17 protein-coding genes are annotated in these 18542 nt (G+C 34.6%); 4 read left to right on the top strand and 13 right to left on the bottom strand.

Annotated features, from left to right (window positions below):
* Nucleotides 1–33: 33 nt before the first annotated feature.
* The 3 genes from ACJJV4_RS06380 to ACJJV4_RS06370 all read left to right on the top strand — a co-directional run bounded on the left by ACJJV4_RS06380 (nucleotide 34) and on the right by ACJJV4_RS06370 (nucleotide 4126).
* Nucleotides 34–2385: a penicillin-binding protein 1A gene (locus ACJJV4_RS06380; RefSeq protein WP_405292628.1), complete on the top strand. Its 2352-nt coding sequence runs from the start codon at nucleotides 34–36 to the stop codon at nucleotides 2383–2385.
* Nucleotides 2386–2681: 296 nt separating this feature from the next.
* Nucleotides 2682–3383, top strand: a complete 702-nt coding sequence (locus ACJJV4_RS06375; protein ID WP_405292627.1) for a CoA transferase subunit A — start codon at nucleotides 2682–2684, stop codon at nucleotides 3381–3383.
* Nucleotides 3384–3472: 89 nt separating this feature from the next.
* The gene (locus tag ACJJV4_RS06370; RefSeq protein WP_405292626.1) at nucleotides 3473–4126 is read left to right on the top strand and encodes a 3-oxoacid CoA-transferase subunit B; all 654 of its coding nucleotides are present in this window, start codon (nucleotides 3473–3475) and stop codon (nucleotides 4124–4126) included.
* Between the two features lie 347 nt (nucleotides 4127–4473).
* On the opposite strand, the gene ACJJV4_RS06365 is transcribed toward ACJJV4_RS06370, so the two are convergent.
* From ACJJV4_RS06365 to hemB, 7 genes are all read right to left on the bottom strand, one after another.
* Nucleotides 4474–6150 carry an ABC transporter ATP-binding protein gene (locus ACJJV4_RS06365; RefSeq protein ID WP_405292625.1) on the bottom strand — a complete coding sequence of 559 codons (1677 nt, stop codon included), beginning with the start codon at nucleotides 6148–6150 and terminating at the stop codon, nucleotides 4474–4476.
* Nucleotides 6151–6864, bottom strand: a complete 714-nt coding sequence (locus ACJJV4_RS06360) for a 3'-5' exonuclease (RefSeq protein ID WP_405292624.1) — start codon at nucleotides 6862–6864, stop codon at nucleotides 6151–6153.
* Nucleotides 6861–8012, bottom strand: coding sequence for a serine hydrolase domain-containing protein (locus ACJJV4_RS06355; protein ID WP_405292623.1), 1152 nt, complete (start codon nucleotides 8010–8012; stop codon nucleotides 6861–6863). Before ACJJV4_RS06355 ends, ACJJV4_RS06360 begins: the two co-directional genes overlap by 4 nt.
* Before the next feature lie 64 nt (nucleotides 8013–8076).
* Nucleotides 8077–8637, bottom strand: a complete 561-nt coding sequence (locus tag ACJJV4_RS06350; RefSeq protein WP_405292622.1) for a DUF4442 domain-containing protein — start codon at nucleotides 8635–8637, stop codon at nucleotides 8077–8079.
* On the bottom strand, nucleotides 8603–9076 hold the full coding sequence (locus tag ACJJV4_RS06345; protein ID WP_405292621.1) for a methylated-DNA--[protein]-cysteine S-methyltransferase: 474 nt from the start codon (nucleotides 9074–9076) through the stop codon (nucleotides 8603–8605). Before ACJJV4_RS06345 ends, ACJJV4_RS06350 begins: the two co-directional genes overlap by 35 nt.
* Nucleotides 9076–10161, bottom strand: coding sequence for a CNNM domain-containing protein (locus ACJJV4_RS06340; protein ID WP_405292620.1), 1086 nt, complete (start codon nucleotides 10159–10161; stop codon nucleotides 9076–9078). The genes ACJJV4_RS06345 and ACJJV4_RS06340 overlap by 1 nt, the downstream gene beginning before the upstream one ends.
* Before the next feature lie 187 nt (nucleotides 10162–10348).
* Entirely contained in the window at nucleotides 10349–11341 is a 993-nt protein-coding gene (gene hemB, locus ACJJV4_RS06335; RefSeq protein WP_405292619.1) for a porphobilinogen synthase, read from the bottom strand.
* A 53-nt stretch (nucleotides 11342–11394) separates the two neighbouring features.
* Here hemB and ACJJV4_RS06330 point away from each other — a divergent pair, with 53 nt between their 5' ends.
* Nucleotides 11395–14022 (top strand): DEAD/DEAH box helicase family protein, encoded by a 2628-nt coding sequence (locus tag ACJJV4_RS06330; RefSeq protein ID WP_405292618.1) that lies wholly within the window; start codon nucleotides 11395–11397, stop codon nucleotides 14020–14022.
* A gap of 6 nt (nucleotides 14023–14028) precedes the next feature.
* On the opposite strand, the gene ACJJV4_RS06325 is transcribed toward ACJJV4_RS06330, so the two are convergent.
* The 6 genes from ACJJV4_RS06325 to ACJJV4_RS06300 form a co-directional block, all read right to left on the bottom strand.
* The gene (locus ACJJV4_RS06325; RefSeq protein WP_405292617.1) at nucleotides 14029–14415 is read right to left on the bottom strand and encodes a YchJ family protein; all 387 of its coding nucleotides are present in this window, start codon (nucleotides 14413–14415) and stop codon (nucleotides 14029–14031) included.
* Between the two features lie 18 nt (nucleotides 14416–14433).
* Entirely contained in the window at nucleotides 14434–15336 is a 903-nt protein-coding gene (gene hemF, locus ACJJV4_RS06320) for an oxygen-dependent coproporphyrinogen oxidase (protein ID WP_405292616.1), read from the bottom strand.
* Nucleotides 15337–15342: 6 nt separating this feature from the next.
* Entirely contained in the window at nucleotides 15343–15888 is a 546-nt protein-coding gene (locus ACJJV4_RS06315; protein WP_405292615.1) for a GNAT family N-acetyltransferase, read from the bottom strand.
* Nucleotides 15875–16636, bottom strand: a complete 762-nt coding sequence (locus tag ACJJV4_RS06310) for an EI24 domain-containing protein (protein ID WP_405292614.1) — start codon at nucleotides 16634–16636, stop codon at nucleotides 15875–15877. The genes ACJJV4_RS06315 and ACJJV4_RS06310 overlap by 14 nt, the downstream gene beginning before the upstream one ends.
* 159 nt (nucleotides 16637–16795) lie before the next feature.
* Nucleotides 16796–17821, bottom strand: coding sequence for a uroporphyrinogen decarboxylase (gene hemE, locus ACJJV4_RS06305; protein ID WP_405292613.1), 1026 nt, complete (start codon nucleotides 17819–17821; stop codon nucleotides 16796–16798).
* A 1-nt stretch (nucleotide 17822) separates the two neighbouring features.
* The gene (locus ACJJV4_RS06300; protein ID WP_405292612.1) at nucleotides 17823–18539 is read right to left on the bottom strand and encodes a potassium channel family protein; all 717 of its coding nucleotides are present in this window, start codon (nucleotides 18537–18539) and stop codon (nucleotides 17823–17825) included.
* Between the last annotated feature and the right edge of the window lie 3 nt (nucleotides 18540–18542).

Here is an 18542-nt window from a genome sequence, read left to right as displayed (position 1 = left end):
CTTAGATCTCACATAATTTAAGGCTATTAAACCATGGCAAAAGCAAAAAAAGAAACAATTACAGTTCAAGATTTTTCAAAATACATTCGATGGTTTTGGGTAGTATTTTTAGGAGGTATTCTTTCAATTATTTTAGTATTTTTATTAGCATCTTGGGGTGTGTTTGGCGAAATGCCAGACCATACCGTATTAGAAAATCCTAAAACAAATTTAGCAACAGAGATTCTTTCTTCCGACGGACAAACGTTAGGGAAATTCTATTTTAATGATAACAGAACACCAGTTGGATATAATGAATTACCTCAGTACTTAGTTAACGCCTTAATTGCTACAGAAGATGCACGTTTTAAAGATCACTCTGGCATTGATGCTCGAGGAACTTTACGAGCGTTGGTAACGCTTGGTAGCGGTGGTGGAGCTAGTACTATCTCGCAGCAGCTAGCAAAACAGTTATTTCATGGTGAAGGTTCTAAAAATATAGTAGAGCGTGTTTTGCAAAAAGTAAAGGAATGGATTATCGCTATTCGTTTAGAGCGTCAGTATACTAAGGAAGAAATTATTGCACAATACTTTAATATTTACGATTTTTTAAATAATGCCGATGGTATTCGAAGTGCATCACGTATTTATTTTGGTAAAGAACCAATAGAGTTAGATTTAAAAGAATCGGCTATGCTTGTAGGGATGTTTAAAAATTCATCTTTATTTAATCCAAGAAAAAGAGTCGAGCTAACAAAAACACGTAGAAATGTGGTGTTAGCGCAAATGGAGAAATATGATTTTATAGATCAAAAAGTTAAAGATTCACTTCAGAAAACCGATTTAGATTTAAACTATTCTCCAGAATCGCATCGTGAAGGTATTGCTACCTATTTTAGAGGGTATTTGGATGGGTTTATGAAGGACTGGATTAAAACAAATCCTAAACCAGACGGAACAAAATATAATTTGTATAACGACGGTTTAAAAATCTATACAACTATCGATTCTCGTATGCAAAAGCACGCTGAGGATGCAGTTCAACAACATATGCCAAGATTACAAGCAGAGTTTTTTAATCAAAACAATCTGAAAAAAAATCCAACAGCACCGTTTTTAGATCTTGATAAAAGTGAGGTTGCTTCCTTATTGAGGAGAGGAATGAAACAGTCTGAGCGTTGGAGGCACCTTAAATATGATTTAAAAAAATCTGATAAAGAAATAGAAGCGTCGTTTGAAACACCATCAGAAATGACTGTTTTTGCATGGGAAGACGGTAGAGCGTCAGAAATAGATACTATCATGAAGCCTATAGATTCTATGCGCTATTATAAATCATTTTTGCGTACAGGTATGATGTCTATGGATCCGCAAACAGGCCATGTTAAAGCATGGGTTGGTGGCATGAATTATCGCCATTTTCAATACGATATGGTAAACCAAGGAAAGCGTCAAGTCGGATCTACATTCAAACCTTTTGTGTACACCGCAGCCATGGATCAGTTGCATTTATCACCATGTTACGAGTTGCCAGATGTTCCATTTTGTATAGAAGCTAATAAGTATGGAAATCCAGAAGAATGGTGTCCTAAAAACTCTAATGGAGATAGTGACTATGGGGGAACAAGAACCTTAAAAAACGCATTAGCTAATTCTGTAAATACTATTACAGCGCAACTTATTGACAAAGTTGGACCGCAAACCGTTATAGATTTAGTTAGAAAATTAGGTGTTGAGTCTGATATTCCAGCGGTGCCATCCATAGCATTAGGAACACCAGATATTAGTGTTTACGAAATGGTTGGTGCTTATTCCGCTTTTGCAAATCAAGGGGTTTATACTAAGCCAGTTATGGTAACAACTATTGCCGATAAAAACGGAACTATTTTATATCAATTTAAACCAGAAACACGCGATGTTTTAAGCGCAGAAACCGCTTATGTTACCGTAAAGCTTATGGAGGGTGTAACACAATCTGGCTCTGGGGCACGATTAAGAGGTCGAGGAAGAGATTCATATAGAAGTGATTTTAGGAAAGCGGTTACAGGGTATCCATACGATTTTAAAAATGCTATTGCAGGTAAAACAGGTACTACGCAAAACCAAAGTGATGGCTGGTTTATGGGTATGGTGCCAAACTTAGTAACTGGTGTTTGGGTTGGAGGTGAAGATCGATCGGTGCATTTTCCAAATATTACTTACGGACAAGGTGCAACGATGGCATTACCAATTTGGGGTGTTTATATGCAAAATTGTTATGCAGATAAACATTTAGATGTTTCTAAAGCTAATTTTGAAAAACCTAAAAACTTATCTATTAATGTAGATTGCTCTAAGGTTGATACTGATAGTGACTCTGATAGTGATCAAGAAGAGGATAATACACCTCATGATTTAGATTTTTAAAACGTAATAGTTTTTTATTATAAAGTAAAAACCATTCTGAAAAGAGTGGTTTTTTTTTGTTTTATAATAAAACGTTTTTAATCTTTTACCTTTAAATTTATTAGGGTTGGGGGCTAATAAATCGATACTTATATCTTGTTGTACTTATTTGATTAGAATCTTTAAACCACTAAATTAGATTGATAATAATATTATATATTTAAATTTTAGTATTCTTTTGAATTATTCGTAAATTTATGCAGCTTTAAATGATGTATTTGTAAATTGTTTGAACTTAAATATAAAATGAATTTATAATGATAAATAAAAAAGTTGATAATGTTGATGTTGCTCTACAAGGTGTAACCGATAACATGACGCTTATGCTTGGTGGATTTGGCTTAAGTGGAATACCCGAAAACGCTATTGCCAAATTGGTTGGTTTAGGTGTAAAAAATTTAACGTGTATTTCCAATAATGCTGGTGTTGATGATTTTGGATTAGGTTTATTACTTCAAAAGCGACAAATAAAAAAGATGGTGTCATCTTACGTTGGTGAAAATGATGAGTTCGAGCGTCAAATGCTTTCTGGAGAGCTCGATGTTGAACTTATTCCACAGGGCACTCTAGCAGAGCGTTGTCGTGCTGCACAAGCTGGTTTTCCTGCTATTTATACGCCAGCTGGTTATGGTACTGAAGTTGCCGAAGGTAAGGAAACTCGTGAATTTGATGGTAAAATGTATGTGTTAGAGCATGCTTTTAAAGCCGATTTTGCTTTTGTTAAGGCCTGGAAAGGCGATGCCGCAGGTAATTTGATTTTTAAAGGAACCGCTCGAAATTTTAATCCGGTAATGTGTGGTGCTGCAAAAATTACTGTTGCTGAGGTTGAAGAGTTGGTGCCACTAGGGAGCTTAGATCCGAATCAAATTCATATTCCTGGTATTTTTGTACAGCGTATTTTTCAAGGAGAACGTTATGAGAAACGAATTGAGCAACGCACAGTAAGACCGCGCAGTTAAATTTACTTATTCTTTTAGGTAGAGTTTTAAAATTAAGAATCCAAATTAAGATGTTTTCGCTTTCGCGGAACTAATAAAGATACAAAATCATGTTAGATAAAATAGGTATAGCAAAGCGTATTGCAAAAGAAGTTCAAGATGGTTATTACGTTAATTTAGGAATAGGTATTCCTACTTTAGTGGCAAATTACGTTAGAGAAGGTATAGAAGTTGAATTTCAAAGTGAAAATGGCGTCTTAGGCATGGGGCCTTTTCCTTTTGAAGGTCAGGAGGACGCTGATGTTATAAATGCAGGAAAACAAACCATAACAACCTTACCTGGCGCTAGTTTTTTCGATTCTGCTTTAAGCTTCTCCATGATTAGAGGACAGCATGTAGATCTCACAATTTTGGGTGCCATGGAAGTAGCTGAAAATGGAGATATTGCAAACTGGAAAATACCAGGACGGATGGTTAAAGGAATGGGAGGAGCTATGGATTTGGTTGCAAGTGCTGAGAATATTATTGTTGCCATGATGCATACCAATAAAAAAGGAGAATCTAAACTTCTTAGAAAATGCACATTACCATTAACAGGTGTTGGGTGTGTTAAAAGAATAGTAACTAACCTTGCTGTAATTGAAGTCACTGCAATCGGGTTTAAGCTTTTAGAGCGTGCTCCCGGAGTGTCAGTAGAAGATATAAAAAATGCTACAGAAGGCACGTTAATAATTGATGGTGTCGTGCCTGAAATGCAATTTTAGGAATTTCGTTAAAGATAGATCAATGGTATAAGTGGTTAAAACGTTAAAATTTAATGTATTTCATCGATAATATATGTTTTTAAACCGATTTATTGAAATAAAAGTATATATTTACAGTGACCAAAGAAACCAAGTTTAATTATAGATTTCCCCAAATCTACCATAACCTAACCATTATGAATTTTGCACCAAATCTACCTGAACAACCTACAGTTAAAGTGAGTAAGTTTCAAGAATCCCTTCAAGGAAATTTACAATTTTTAAAAGGCTTATTTTACTTAACCAAGAAAATTTTCATGCTATAACCTTCCCAAGTTATAGTGTGAATTTATTTTCTAGTACTTTGGTTAAATGCCTTTCGGAATTGCCGCAATGAGTTTTTTGGTATAATCCTTTTTAGGCGTTTTGTAAATAGTATCGGCGTCGTCCAATTCTTCAATTTCACCTTTATTCATAACCAATAATTGGTCGCTCATATATTTTACAACGGCTAAATCGTGTGAAATAAATATGTATGTAAATCCAAAATCTTCTTTTAGTTCATTTAATAAATTTAAAACTTGTGCTTGTACAGAAATATCAAGTGCGGAAACAGATTCGTCGCAAACAATAAGTTTTGGCTGTAAAGCAATGGTGCGTGCAATACCAATTCGTTGACGTTGTCCGCCCGAAAACTCATGAGGATATCTATTAAAATAATCTTCAGATAATCCAACACGGTTTAAAATATCTATTACTTTTTCTTTTCTTTCTTTTGTAGAATTGAATAATCCATGAACCTTCATAGGTTCCATGATAGCTTCGCCAACGGGCATTCGCGGGTTTAAGGAAGAGTATGGGTCTTGGAAAATAATTTGAATTTCTTTCCGAAGTTTTCTAGTTTCCGTTTTAGTTAATTTGGTAATATCGATGCCGTTGTATAAAATTTGTCCGGCCGTGGCTTTATCCAATTGAAGAATAGCATTTCCAAGGGTCGATTTTCCACAACCAGATTCTCCTACTAATCCTAATGTTTCACCAGGATACAATTTAAAACTTACATTATTTACGGCCTTAAAAGATGTTGCTTTTTTTAAGAAACCAGCATTGGAATAATATTCTTTTTCAACATTAATAACTTCTAACAGTGGTGTTTGACTATAAATTTTTTCATGATTAATTTTTCTATCATGGTCGGTTACAATTTGGGTGGACGTTGTGTCTTCCAAAAAGTCTTTTATAGTTGGTAAGGTTTTTAAGCGTGTATCTAAAGATGGACGCGAGTTAATTAAAGCTTTGGTGTAATTATGTTTTGGGTTTTTGAATATGGTTTTAACTCGGCCTTCTTCAACTAAATTACCTCTAAACATTACCAAAACATGGTTAGCAATTTCGGATATTAAAGCCAAATCGTGCGTAATGAATATTATACTCATTTTGGTTTCGGCCTGTAGTTCTTTCAGCAGTTTTATTATATCCTTTTGTACCGTAACATCTAATGCTGTTGTAGGTTCATCGGCAATTAGAACATCGGGTTTGCAGGCAATAGCCATCGCAATCATAACTCGTTGTTTCTGGCCTCCAGATATTTCATGTGGATATTTGGTATAGGTACGTTTTACGTCGGGTAACTTTACTTTTTCAAATAAAGATAGTGTTTCGTTTTCGGCTTCTGTTTTGGATAAACTCGTGTGTTGTAAAAGTATTTCTTGCACTTGCTTGCCGCAAGTCATCGACGGATTTAAAGAACTCATAGGTTCCTGAAAAATCATGGCTATTTGTTTGCCTCTTATATTTTGAAATGCTTTGGGTGATAGTTTGGTTAAATCCTCATTCTTAAATAGAATACTGCCAGAAGTGATTTGAGAAATCTTCTTAGGAAGTAAACCTAATATGGCTAATGAAGATACAGATTTGCCTGAACCCGATTCGCCTACAATACCTAAAATTTCATTTTCTTTTAGGTTGAAAGATATATTATGGATTACTTCATTACCATTAAATGCAATGGATAAATCGGTTACGGTAAGTATGTTTTTCTTCATTTAAATATGAATAATTTCGTCGTCTGTTAAAATGGCATCACCTCGCAATCGTAAAAATATTTGAGCTACCGCAATGGTATCTTTTTCGCAATAGGTAACAATACGGTCGATTTCGTTCTCTTCGTAAAATACGCGATAAACTTCGCTGCCGTCAATATCATCTTTTGGAGACGGAATCCCTAATACATTTGTTAATAATTTTAAGGATGTATAGGTTTTATAATCACCAAACTTCCATAATTCTAGAGTATCTAGATGTGGAACTTCCCATGGTTTTTTACCAAATAAATTTAGTTTTTGCGGTATTTCAATATTGTTTATAATCATGCGTCTTGCAATAAAAGGAAAATCGAATTCTTTACCATTATGACCGCAAAGTAAGTGTTTTGCTTGATTAAAATGAGTGTTTAATAGTATTTTAAAATTGTTTAATAGTTTTGTTTCTTCGCCGTGAAATGATGTTGTTCGAAAAGTTCTAGCGTCATCATTAATTTTAAAGTAGCCTACCGAAATACATACAATTTTACCAAACTCAGCCCAAATTCCGGCACGGTTATAAAATTCTTCGGCGGTTTCATCATCGTTGCGCTGGTATTTAGATTTGTGTTCCCAAAGCGCTTGTTTTGTTTCGTCTAAATCAGAGAAGTATTGTGTTTCTGGAACCGTTTCAATATCCAGAAATAGAATGTTTTCTAAGTTAAGTTTACGTATCATTTTTCCAGCATTTTATAGGCTTCGTTTATATATATAGATATATCATCAGTAAAAGTAGCAACTGTTTTTATTGGCCCCTTAGAGTGTCCTAGCCTTACTATTATTATATTATCGTTTGGTTCTACAATAACGTATTGCCCTAAGTGGCCCCGCATCATAAAAAAGTGTTTGTCCTTTATTGTTTTTAACCACATACCATAACCGTATTCTGGACTGTTTTTAAAACGCGGTGTAATAGATTTTGCTACAAAAGAAGAATCTAAAATTTGCTTACCGTTCCATTTCCCAAAGTCTTTATAAAGCTTACCAAAGCGCGCAAAATCTTTGGCATTACTCGCTATGCAACAGTAGGCTTTTACTAAATCGTGACTGTCGCTATCGACTTGCCATAAGGTTGGGTTTTCAGAATTCAATGGTTTCCAAAAGCTTTCGGTTAAATAGTTATAGAGTTTTTTACCTGTAGCTTTCTCTATAACCATAGCTAACATTTGTGTGTCACCACTGGCGTATTTAAAAGACTGTCCAGGAGTTTCTATAACTTTTAAACTGTTGGTTACCTTGGCTAAATCATCATCAAAATAAGCACGTGTTGTAATGGATAGGGGTGAATAGTACGCTTCATCCCAATTGGTTCCGGAAGCCATACTCGATAAATCCCCAACTGTCATTTTTTGAGCTAAATTGTCGCAAAATTCAGGTAGAAAATCACAAACTGGCTGGTCTATGGTTTTTATGTAACCGTCTTTAATAGCCTTGCCTAAAAGGCCAGATACATAACTCTTCGCCATGGAAAAGGAATTAGAAGGTGTGTTTGCATTAAAACCATCGTAATAATTCTCAAACCAAATACTGTCGTTTTTTATAATCACGTAAGCAATGGTTCCGTTTTCCTTATTAGTTTTGGATAATATCTCTGTTTCTTTTATGGAATTATAGTCTACGTGGTTCGGCCAAGGAATTGGGTTGTTAGTTTCGATAACTCTGTTGTCGAATTCTTTATAATCTTCCAAAAAGGCTGTGGTGTGGCCTTTAAGGTATATGGTTCTAACGGCTTTTATTAAGTAATCTGTGTCGGTTATGTAAAGTATTGCTATAATTAAAGCTAAGAGTATAGCTAGCCATTTTAAAAGTTTTTTAAGGAATGTCATTTATTTAGTTTAATGTGGAAACTAAAGATAATAAAATTCTATTCTAATAAAAATTAAGAATGTTTTATGAAGAAGATTTCGTTTTACGCTTACGCTTTTCTTTGTAATACTGCTTATCGGCAACGTAAATAGTTTTTGATAATTGAGCGATAACGGTATTGTTTTTATCTACAATATTTGGTGTTTTCACTAAGTTAAATTCCCCGTTTTTAGAAACTTCATTTTTAATATTTTTTATATCGTCTTCAGAAAAAATAAATTCAGTGAATACGGTTTCTTTGGCTGGCCGTTTAAAATGTATTGTGGCGCTTTTATCCCAAACCACATAGTTGTCTCCAAGAATATTCATGAGCTGAATCATGTAGATTGGGTCTGTTGCCGAAAATAGACTACCACCAAAAATGGTTCCAACAAAATTACGGTTTTTAATACTTAATGGAATTTTTATTTTAACATATCGTAAATCTTCTGATACCGTAACTAGTCTTCCTGTAGATCGTCTATACATTGGAGACCAGTTAAACCCATATTTATAAATTTGAGCATCGGTAAAAAAGCGTTTTGCAATCTTGGTTATGGTTCTATACATTCTAAAAAAGCGATTGTTGTTTGTATGGGCTTTCATGATTAATTAGCCATTGTTTGCGGTGAAGTCCACCAGCATAGCCTGTTAAACTGCCATTACTGCCTATAACGCGATGGCATGGTACAATAATCCAAAGTGGGTTTTTTCCGTTAGCATTAGCAACGGCCCGAATAGCTTTTACATCGCCTAGTGTCTTAGAAAGTTCTAAGTATGATGTGGTTTTACCATGAGGAATTTGCTCTAAAGCAGCCCAAACGCGTTTTTGAAAATCGGTGCCTTCTGCATTTAATTTTAGGTTGAATTGAGTGCGTATACCTTCAAAATATTCTTTTAGTTGAATAGCGCAATCTTCTAACTCTACAGGTATAATATCGGTTTCTTTTTCTTGAGAATTTAAAACCGTAACCTGAGTGATACCATCTACATCACCAACAATTTTGGTAAAACCCAAAGGCGAGTTGATGATACAGGTTTCCATTAGTTTTCAGGAGTTTGTTCGTCTAAGATACCGAGTTTTTTAGCACGTACTTCCCAACTTTTTCTAGCCATCGATTGTAGGTCTGATACGTTATCACTTTCGTCCATTATTTCTAAGCCTAAAAGGGTTTCAATAACATCTTCCATAGTTACTAAACCGCTAACAGAGCCATACTCATCGACTACTAAAGCCATATGGTTTCTAGTTTCAACAAGTTGTTCAAAAAGCTTTGGTATTGGTAAATTACGTTCTACAATAATTATATTTCTAGTAAGTTCTGATAGTTTTTTTGTGCCGTTACCTAAGGCCATTTCTTTAAAAACTTCATCTTTTAAAACTAAGCCTGTTATGTTATCTGGATTATCAGAATAAATTGGAATTCTAGAAAATCGTAAATTAAGATTTTTATTAAAAAACTCTTCTACTGTCGCGTTTTCATCTTCTGCCAGCATAACCGTTCTTGGCGTCATGATGTTTTTGGCAAAGACTTCCTTAAATGTTAGTAAATTTTTAATTATTTTACTTTCATTTTCTTGAAAAACACCTTCTTCATGAGCCATATCAGCCATTACTAAAAAGCCTTCGCGGCTTAAAACACTGCCGTGACCTTTGCCACCGATAAGCTTTGTTGTTAATTGAAGTAGCCATAAAATACCTGTCCATTTTAACGGGAAAATTAAAACAAGTAAAGTTTTGGATGTAAAGTTCGCCAATTGTTTCCAGTAAGTTGCTCCAATGGTTTTTGGTATAATTTCCGAAGCTACTAAAATTAAGAACGTCATAATTGCAGAAACAACTCCAACCGTGTTTATACCCCAAAATTCAATTTTGTATGGTAAACTTTCGGCTTGTATTCCTACCATCATGGCACCTAAAGTATGCGCAATAGTGTTTAATGTTAATATTGCAATTAACGGTTTATCGACATCCTTTTTTAAGGATTCTAGCGTTAATGCATACTCTTTACCTTCTTGTTTTTTAACGTTTATAAAGGTTGGTGTTACACTGAGTAAAACAGCCTCAAGTATGGAACATAGAAATGAAAAGAAAATAGATACGGTTGCCCAAAGGATTAATGCGGTCATTAATAATGATTTTGTTAAATGCTAATTTACAAAATCAAATCAATTTAAAGATATAATAATACAACTAGGACTAGATTATTATAAAAGAGAGCCGTGAGGTGGATGAATAATTAGAAAAACAAAAAATCGTCGACCTAAATATTAAAATATCTAAGTTGACGATTTGTGAAGTTATATGTTCTAGAAACTATCCGTTTAATATTTTCACGACATCTTTAGCAAAGTAACTCGCTATAATATCTGCGCCAGCACGTTTAAAAGCCATGGTGGTTTCCATCATTACTTGATCGTGATTTAACCAGCCTTTTTCAGCTGCAGCTTTTATCATAGCATATTCGCCAGAAACTTGATATACTGCTACTGGAACATCTACTTCATTCTTGATATCTCTTAAAATATCGAGGTACGATAGTCCTGGTTTTACCATAACAATATCCGATCCTTCATCAATATCCATTAGGGTTTCGCGAATAGCTTCTATTCTATTTCCGCAATCCATTTGGTAAGTTTTTTTGTCTTTAGGTACATCAACCAAATCAACAGGAGCAGAGTCTAGAGCATCACGAAAAGGCCCGTAAAAAGCCGATGCGTATTTTGCTGAATAACTCATAATACCTGTGTTTTTGAAGCCTTCGTTTTCTAATAACTGACGGATTTGTAACGTTCTACCATCATTCATATCACTCGGCGCTACAAAATCGGCGCCTGCTTGTGCATGTGTTAAAGCCATTTGCGATAATACAGCAGCAGACTCATCGTTTATAATCATACCATTTTGTACAATACCATCATGCCCAAAAGACGAATATGGATCTAGCGCAACATCCGTCATCACTAACATATCCGGACAAACGTTTTTTATGGTTTTAATAGCGCGATGCATTAATCCGTTCGGGTTTAAAGCTTCAGTACCATTATTATCTTTTAAGTTGTCTGGTACTTTAACAAAAAGTAAAACCGATTTAAGTCCAAGATTCCAAAGTTCTTTTATTTCACCTTCTAATAAATCTAAGCTATACCTAAAATAGTTTGGCATCGATGCTATTTCATCTTTAATGCCTTTCCCTTCAACCACAAAAAGGGGCACTAAAAAGTCGTTTGGTGTTATTATAGTTTCACGAACTAAACTACGAATAGCTTCATTAGTTCTCAATCTTCTATTTCTTCGTAATGGATACATAGTTTTTATTACTTTTATCGAATACAAAGTTAATAATTTAAACCCTTTTTATCTTGCTCGAATCGTTTCGATTTTTAGAATTTAACTTTCCTTGGCGAAGTTATCAGGCTAATTTGCTAAAACACTTCAAAAGCCATATTGCAGATAATCATTTCCATGTTATTGCACCTCCAGGATCCGGAAAAACCATTCTAGGCATTGAGATTATTCGAAAATTAAACAAGAAAACCTTGGTTTTGGCTCCAACGCTAACCATTAGAAATCAATGGGAAAATCGCTTACAAACCTTTTTTACTAAAGATGAAGACTTTAAGTCGTTTTCTTTCAATTTAAAAGCACCTAAAGATATTACCTTTTCTACCTACCAATCGTTACATGCTTTTTACAAAACGTTCGAAGATAAAAATGATTATTACGCCTTTTTCAAAAAGCATAATATTCAAACATTGGTTTTAGATGAAGCGCATCACTTAAAAAACACATGGTGGACTTGCTTAATAGATTTAAAAGAAAATATTCCGTTTCACTTGGTAGCCTTAACCGCCACGCCACCTTATGATAGCGATAGAACGGAAGTTGCTAAATATTTTAAGCTATGTGGAGACATAGACGATGAAATTGCGGTGCCGGACTTGGTTAGAGAAACCGATTTATGTCCACATCAAGATTTTGTTTACTTTTCTAAACCTGAAGATTTAGAGATTAATTTTATAGTTGAATACAGAGAGAAAATAGCAACGTTTAAAGATGAATTAATAGAAGATGAAATTTTTATTTCTTTTTTAAAAGCACATCGTTTTTATAAAAGCCCGAAGTATCATTTAGAAGCTATTTATAGTAATACCGAATATTTTTCGGCCATACTTATTTTTTTAAATACCTGCGGAATTATTATTGAAAAGGAAAAACTTGAGATTCTTGGTTTTGAAGGAGATGAAACGATTCAGTTTCCAAAGCTACAATTAGAATGGTTGGGTGTTTTATTTCAGAATTTATTAGTGTCCGATCGAGAACTTTTGATAGATCACGAAGTTTATTTATTGGCGTTGGAAAAGAAACTCCGCCAATTAGATGTGTTTCGAAAAAGACGAGTAGATTTTATTGGTGAAAATTTGCTGTATAAATCACTCTCAAACAGCCCGAGTAAATTAAAAAGTATAGTAGATATTGTAAAGGCAGAACGCGAAAATTTAAAAGAAGATTTGCGTTGCGTTATTTTAACCGATTACATTCGAAAGGAATTTTTAAACACGCAAAAAGAACTCATAAATAGTATTGGTGTTATGCCAATATTTCAGTTTATAAGAAGTAGTTGCTCGCATAAAGAAGATTTAGCTGTACTTTCTGGAAGCTTAGTTATTGTGCATAAAAGCGTATTGGAGCCTTTTAATAAGGTTGAAAGTTGTGATGATTTTTCCTTTTCTCCTTTAGAAATTGATGCCGATTTTTTAGTTGTTTCATCAAAAATTAAAACAAAAAAGAGTATTGTTAGCATCATTACAAAGCTTTTTGAAGAAGGAGATATTAAAGTTCTGGTGGGGACAAAATCGTTGCTTGGTGAAGGTTGGGATGCACCTTCTATTAATAGTTTAATTTTAGCTTCCTTTATTGGTTCGTTTGTTTCATCTAATCAAATGCGTGGTCGTGCTATTAGAAAAGATGGCGATAAGCCAAATAAAACTGGGAATATATGGCATTTGGCCTGTGTGGATATTACAGATGCAAACGGTGGGCGAGATGTTGAAGTTTTAAAGCGACGTTTTGATGCTTTTGTTGGTGTTACTAATAATGATATTCCGTTTATTTCTAGCGGTATTGATCGGTTAGAATTTCCTGAGCATTTTTTGGAAGAAGATATTGATGTTTTAAATGAAACGACTTTAAAACGTGCAAAAAACAGAAGTGAAACAACCAAAAAATGGCAAGACTCTATTGGTAAAGGAACTAGATTAACCAAAGATGTGAGGTTGTTTTATATAGGCGATAAACCTTTTACTAGACAGCGACAATTATATTACTTTGATGCTATTCGTTTTTTTGTAGTCGAGTTAATGCTTGCTATTTCTGTGTTTTATGTCGAGTTTATTTTAAGAGGTATAAACCTCGTGATACAACGTGGTGTGCTATATTTTATTTATGCCTTTCTAGCTGCTTTTTTATTTTCGTTTGGACTTAAATTATATCGTGCTATAACGCTTTATATAAAACATGGATATCTGTACAAAAAGATACAAAATATGGGGCTTTCCATATTGGATACCATGGTTGAGTTGAATTATATAACAACGAACAAAGACGTATTAATAGTAGCATCTAGTCTTGTGAATAAAGGCGATGTATCGTGTAGTTTGCTTGGCGGAAATGCTTATGAAAGTGCTGTGTTTTCTAAAGCGTTAAGCGAAATTGTAAACCCGATAGATTCACCGAGATATCTTATTATTAAAAGTAGTTTCCTCAGAAAGCGATTAGATATTGAAAACTTCTACCCGGTTCCTGAGATTTTCGGAGATAAAAAAGCGAAGGCCTTAGTTTTTCAAAAGCATTGGAGCACGCATATTGGTAAAAGTAAATTGTTTTACACAAGGCATAAGGAAGGGCGAAGATTACTCTTAAAAGCTAGATTGGCGCATGTACATAATGCTTTTAAGAAAGTATCAAAAGAGGTTATGGTTTGGAAGTAGAAAGATTTACTTGCTGTGGCCTAAGTAATACCAGTGTTTGTTTTCTCTTGCAAAAGCCGATTTTTCGTGTATCACATCTACTTTTCCGTTTTCGAAAAAGTAAGCGTTAAATGTAACTGTACCTTTGGTGTCGTTTTCTTGTCCTTCGGAAGTTTCAAGAACTTCTAGTTTTATCCATTTTACTGATTTCGCCCAGTTTACTATAGCTTTTTTTTCTTTTATTGGGCGTGTAGATGCGTGATGCGTAGCCATTAAGTAATCGCCATTAGCCAAAACAAAAGCACTGTAGCGCGAACGCATAAGTTGTTCTGCTGTTTTAGCTTCGGCAATATTATGGTGCGCTTTTTGACAACAGTCTGTGTAAGGTTTTGGATTTCCGCAGTGGCAATTCATAGTAAAAACATCAATATTTTAAACCCAGTCAATCGGATTTTGTAAAACTTCAATTAGTTTTTCTTCTTCACTACCAACTTCTGGATGATGATCGTAAACCCATTGTACATGCGGAGGTAAACTCATTAAAATACTTTCTATACGTCCGTTGGTTTTTAATCCGAAAAGGGTGCCTTTATCGTGCACTAAATTAAATTCCACATAGCGTCCACGACGAATTTCTTGCCAATTACGTTGTGCTTCTGTATATGATAAAATTTTACGCTTTTCAACAATTGGTACGTAAGCTTCTAAAAAACTATCGCCTACTTCGGTTACAAAATTGTACCAGTTTTCCATAGTCATGTCTTCGGTTGCTTTGCAGTAATCGAAAAACAAACCGCCTAATCCGCGGCCTTCATTTCTGTGTGTGTTATAGAAATACTCATCACAACGGGTTTTGTATTTTGGGTAAAATTCTGGGTTGTGTTTATCGCAGGCTGTTTTACATGTTTGATGAAAATGTTTAGCATCTTCCTCAAATAAATAATAAGGCGTTAAATCTTGTCCGCCACCAAACCAACTACCTACAATCTCTCCAGTTTTATCATACATTTCAAAATAGCGCCAATTGGCATGCACGGTTGGTACCATTGGGTTTGTAGGGTGAAGTACCAAACTTAAACCGCATGCAAAAAAATCGACATCGCCAACTTTAAAATAGTCTTGCATAGATTTTGGTAATTTGCCGTTTACACCTGAAATATTTACACCGCCTTTTTCGAAAACATTACCGTTTTCTATTACTCGCGTGCGTCCGCCACCACCTTCTGGGCGTTTCCAAATATCTTCTTGAAAGGTTGCCTTGCCATCAATAGCTTCTAGTTTAGAGGTGATGCTGTCTTGAAGGTTTTGAATATATTGGTAGAATTTGTTTTTCATTTTAAATTATTCCATTTCATAATACAACTCATAAAGTTCCATGTCTAATGGGCTTTCGTTTGGAGGTGTATGTTCGTTTTTTAATGTTTTTATCCAGGTAAAGCTGTTATTTGTCGCTACAGCCACACTGGCATGATTATCTTTATGTACTATAATTTGAAGCGTTTTCAAACCTAAAGTTTCAAAAGCATAATCAGATAATATACTAACGGCTTTAGTAGTTATGCCTTTGCCTTCAAATTGATAGCCAATGCAGTAAGCAAATTCGGCTTGTTTGGTTGTCCAGTCTAGTTCTTTTAGATAAACTAGGCCTGCAACTTCATTAGATCCGTTTTCTTTTATGGTGAATAAAAACTCGTTTTTTAATTCAAATTGTTTCACCTTTTTATCAGTGAAGCATTGTGCCAAATCGGGGGTTAAATTCTCTTGTAGTGTTTTTGGAAAATACCGTTTTAAACGGTCGTCATTAGCAGCTATAAAATTACATAATGGCCAAGCATCTGTTGGTTTTATAGCGTTAATGGTGAAGTTGTTAAAACTAAGCGTTACCATATGTTTTGTTATTTTTTAATTCTAATGCATTAACTGTTTTTACAGTAGCTGCAGTTACCGATAAAGGTAGCACTAAAATAACACCAATAATTGGAATTAATAAAAATAGAATAAAAACAATACCATTACCAATGGCTAAGCCACGGTTTTTGCGTACAAATTGAACACTGTGTTTGTATTGAAAATGGCGTTCTAAGGTGTAATCCATATTACCAAAACCGGCATAGTAGGCTTGTAGTAGAAATAGGAGTATGGCTGAAAATATGTTAACAACCGGTATGAATTTTAAAATAAGTAATGGAATAGTTAATAGTAGTTCCATTAATAAGTTTCGGCCATTTATTTTTATCCCACGCATTAATTGTTCTAAAAACGTCGTGTCTCGGTGAGAATGTGGAGCGTTGCCTGTTAGGTGTGCTTCAATTTTTTCGGAAACGGGACTCATAAATGGCGCAGATAGAGCCATTATAATGTGTTTAAACAATATTAGACCTATAACTAGAATAACAAGCCCGCCAATAAAAGTACTGATAGAGGTGAAGGTCTCTTTGCCCCAATCCCAGATCCAAATTTTAGAGATGAAATTACCAACATTATCAGATAACCCATAAGCTGAACTGAAAATAATGGTTGCCGTTACAAAGCTAATTAGCATAGGTACTGCAAAGAATTTCCAGAGTTTTAGCTTTGATATTAAACTGAAAGCACCGAAGTATGCTTTTATTCCTGAAATTATATTTTTAATCATAACGTTGCTCTTGCGTTAGCGATTGAACGGTCTGTTTAAGCTCCCCGACCTTTTTCGGGAGGGAGCGAGTAGTAAAAGCGCGACCTAATTTTTTACAGCTATATATATCATGTTTAGGTAAAATGTTACTAAAAAAATTAGGTAACGCCCAAAAAAACTTTAAACTTTATATTCTTTCACTGCATCGATAAATGCGCGTGCATTTTCTATTGGGATGTTTGGTAAAATACCATGCCCTAGGTTTACAATGTATTTATCTTTGCCAAATTCATTAATCATTTGGTGTACCATTTTTTTGATTTCTGCTGGAGGCGAAAACAAGCGTGTTGGATCGAAATTACCTTGTAGTGTAATATTTCCGCCGGTTAAATAACGTGCGTTACGAGCCGAACACGTCCAGTCAATACCGAGTGCAGAAGCACCAGAATTGGCCATTTCGTTTAGGGCAAACCAGCACCCTTTACCGAAAGCGATAACTGGAGTTTCGTCTTTTAATGCATCAATAATTTGTTGGATATACTGCCAAGAAAACTCTTGATAATCTACAGGAGAAAGCATGCCTCCCCAAGAATCGAATACCTGAACAGCGTTAACACCGGCTTTTACTTTTTCTTTTAAGTAAGCAATAGTTGTGTCTGTAATTTTTTGTAGTAATCCGTGAGCTGCAACTGGATTTGTAAAACAAAATTCTTTGGCTTTATCGAAGTTTTTGCTGCCTTGACCTTGTACGCAATAGCATAAAATGGTCCATGGTGATCCTGCAAAACCTATTAAAGGAATGTCGTCGTTTAATTTTTCTTTCGTTGCTTTTATAGCTTGATAAACATAGTCTAGAGCTACAGTAACATCTGGCACTATAACGTTGTCTACATCTTTTTGAGAACGAATAGGGTTTGGTAAATATGGACCAAAATTAGGTTTCATTTGCACTTCGATGTTCATGGCTTGTGGTATTACCAAAATATCGCTAAATAAAATGGCAGCATCCATACCGAAACGGCGAATGGGTTGCACCGTAATTTCACTTGCTAATTCTGGAGTTTGGCAACGTGTAAAAAAATCGTACTTTGCTTTAATTTCCATGAATTCTGGTAAATATCTACCGGCTTGGCGCATCATCCAAACTGGCGGACGCTCTACAGTTTCACCTTTTAATGCTCGTAAAAATAAATCGTTCTTTATCATGTTATATATTTTTATTTCTTAAATCGTATTCTTCTTGGCCAATGCAGTAGTTTTCTATGTCTTTGTTATTGCCATAAACTACTAAAACATCGTTTTCGAGTACTAAGGTTTCCGAAGTAACACGACCAATACTTTCTTTTATAATTTGTTTTTTACCTAAAATATTATGTTTTTCTCTTTCTCTAATTATGGTAATTAAAGTAAGTTGAAATTTGTTTGTTGTATCTAGTTCTTTTAATGTTTTTCCGAAGAATGCTTTTTTAGCTTTAACTTCTGAAATGGTGAAATTATTATCTAATTGATAATTTTCTAAGGTAGATTTAAAATTTATTTGTTTTGTTAATCGGTTAGCCGAATCTTGCTCAGGATGAATAATGCTATGAACACCCATGGCTTCTAGAACAGTATCGTGAATAGGGGAAAGAGCTCGGCTAATAATTTTTACATCGGATAATTTTTTAACAATTGCTGTGGTAATTATTGCTGCTCCTTCATTTTCACCAATAGCTACAACAACTTTATCGGCATCTTTTAACGGCACAGCATTGTAGGCTAGTTCATTTGTAGAATCCATACAAATAGCAAAAGAAACCTGATCTTTTAGCAAGTTGATTTTTTCCATTTGTTTGTCTATGGCAATTACTTCGTTGCCTGTTTCGGTAAGGCTTATTGCTAAGGCATGTCCGAAATTTCCAAGTCCGATAACAATTATTTTCATTTT

The sequence above is a fragment of the Algibacter sp. Ld11 genome (assembly GCF_045066735.1).
In the GTDB taxonomy this organism is placed as follows: Bacteria; Bacteroidota; Bacteroidia; order Flavobacteriales; family Flavobacteriaceae; genus Algibacter.
The sequence above is the reverse complement of the archived record's forward strand: the minus strand, read 5'-3'. Positions and strand labels throughout refer to the sequence as shown.

What these genes read in the sequence shown, in the direction of transcription:
- ACJJV4_RS06380 (WP_405292628.1), top strand. Translation starts at nt 34, where the DNA reads ATGGCAAAAGCAAAAAAAGAAACAATTACAGTTCAAGATTTTTCAAAA.
- ACJJV4_RS06375 (WP_405292627.1), top strand. Translation starts at nt 2,682, where the DNA reads ATGATAAATAAAAAAGTTGATAATGTTGATGTTGCTCTACAAGGTGTA.
- ACJJV4_RS06370 (WP_405292626.1), top strand. Translation starts at nt 3,473, where the DNA reads ATGTTAGATAAAATAGGTATAGCAAAGCGTATTGCAAAAGAAGTTCAA.
- ACJJV4_RS06365 (WP_405292625.1), bottom strand. Translation starts at nt 6,150, where the DNA reads ATGAAGAAAAACATACTTACCGTAACCGATTTATCCATTGCATTTAAT.
- ACJJV4_RS06360 (WP_405292624.1), bottom strand. Translation starts at nt 6,864, where the DNA reads ATGATACGTAAACTTAACTTAGAAAACATTCTATTTCTGGATATTGAA.
- ACJJV4_RS06355 (WP_405292623.1), bottom strand. Translation starts at nt 8,012, where the DNA reads ATGACATTCCTTAAAAAACTTTTAAAATGGCTAGCTATACTCTTAGCT.
- ACJJV4_RS06350 (WP_405292622.1), bottom strand. Translation starts at nt 8,637, where the DNA reads ATGAAAGCCCATACAAACAACAATCGCTTTTTTAGAATGTATAGAACC.
- ACJJV4_RS06345 (WP_405292621.1), bottom strand. Translation starts at nt 9,076, where the DNA reads ATGGAAACCTGTATCATCAACTCGCCTTTGGGTTTTACCAAAATTGTT.
- ACJJV4_RS06340 (WP_405292620.1), bottom strand. Translation starts at nt 10,161, where the DNA reads ATGACCGCATTAATCCTTTGGGCAACCGTATCTATTTTCTTTTCATTT.
- hemB (WP_405292619.1), bottom strand. Translation starts at nt 11,341, where the DNA reads ATGTATCCATTACGAAGAAATAGAAGATTGAGAACTAATGAAGCTATT.
- ACJJV4_RS06325 (WP_405292617.1), bottom strand. Translation starts at nt 14,415, where the DNA reads ATGAATTGCCACTGCGGAAATCCAAAACCTTACACAGACTGTTGTCAA.
- hemF (WP_405292616.1), bottom strand. Translation starts at nt 15,336, where the DNA reads ATGAAAAACAAATTCTACCAATATATTCAAAACCTTCAAGACAGCATC.
- ACJJV4_RS06315 (WP_405292615.1), bottom strand. Translation starts at nt 15,888, where the DNA reads ATGGTAACGCTTAGTTTTAACAACTTCACCATTAACGCTATAAAACCA.
- ACJJV4_RS06310 (WP_405292614.1), bottom strand. Translation starts at nt 16,636, where the DNA reads ATGATTAAAAATATAATTTCAGGAATAAAAGCATACTTCGGTGCTTTC.
- hemE (WP_405292613.1), bottom strand. Translation starts at nt 17,821, where the DNA reads ATGATAAAGAACGATTTATTTTTACGAGCATTAAAAGGTGAAACTGTA.
- ACJJV4_RS06300 (WP_405292612.1), bottom strand. Translation starts at nt 18,539, where the DNA reads ATGAAAATAATTGTTATCGGACTTGGAAATTTCGGACATGCCTTAGCA.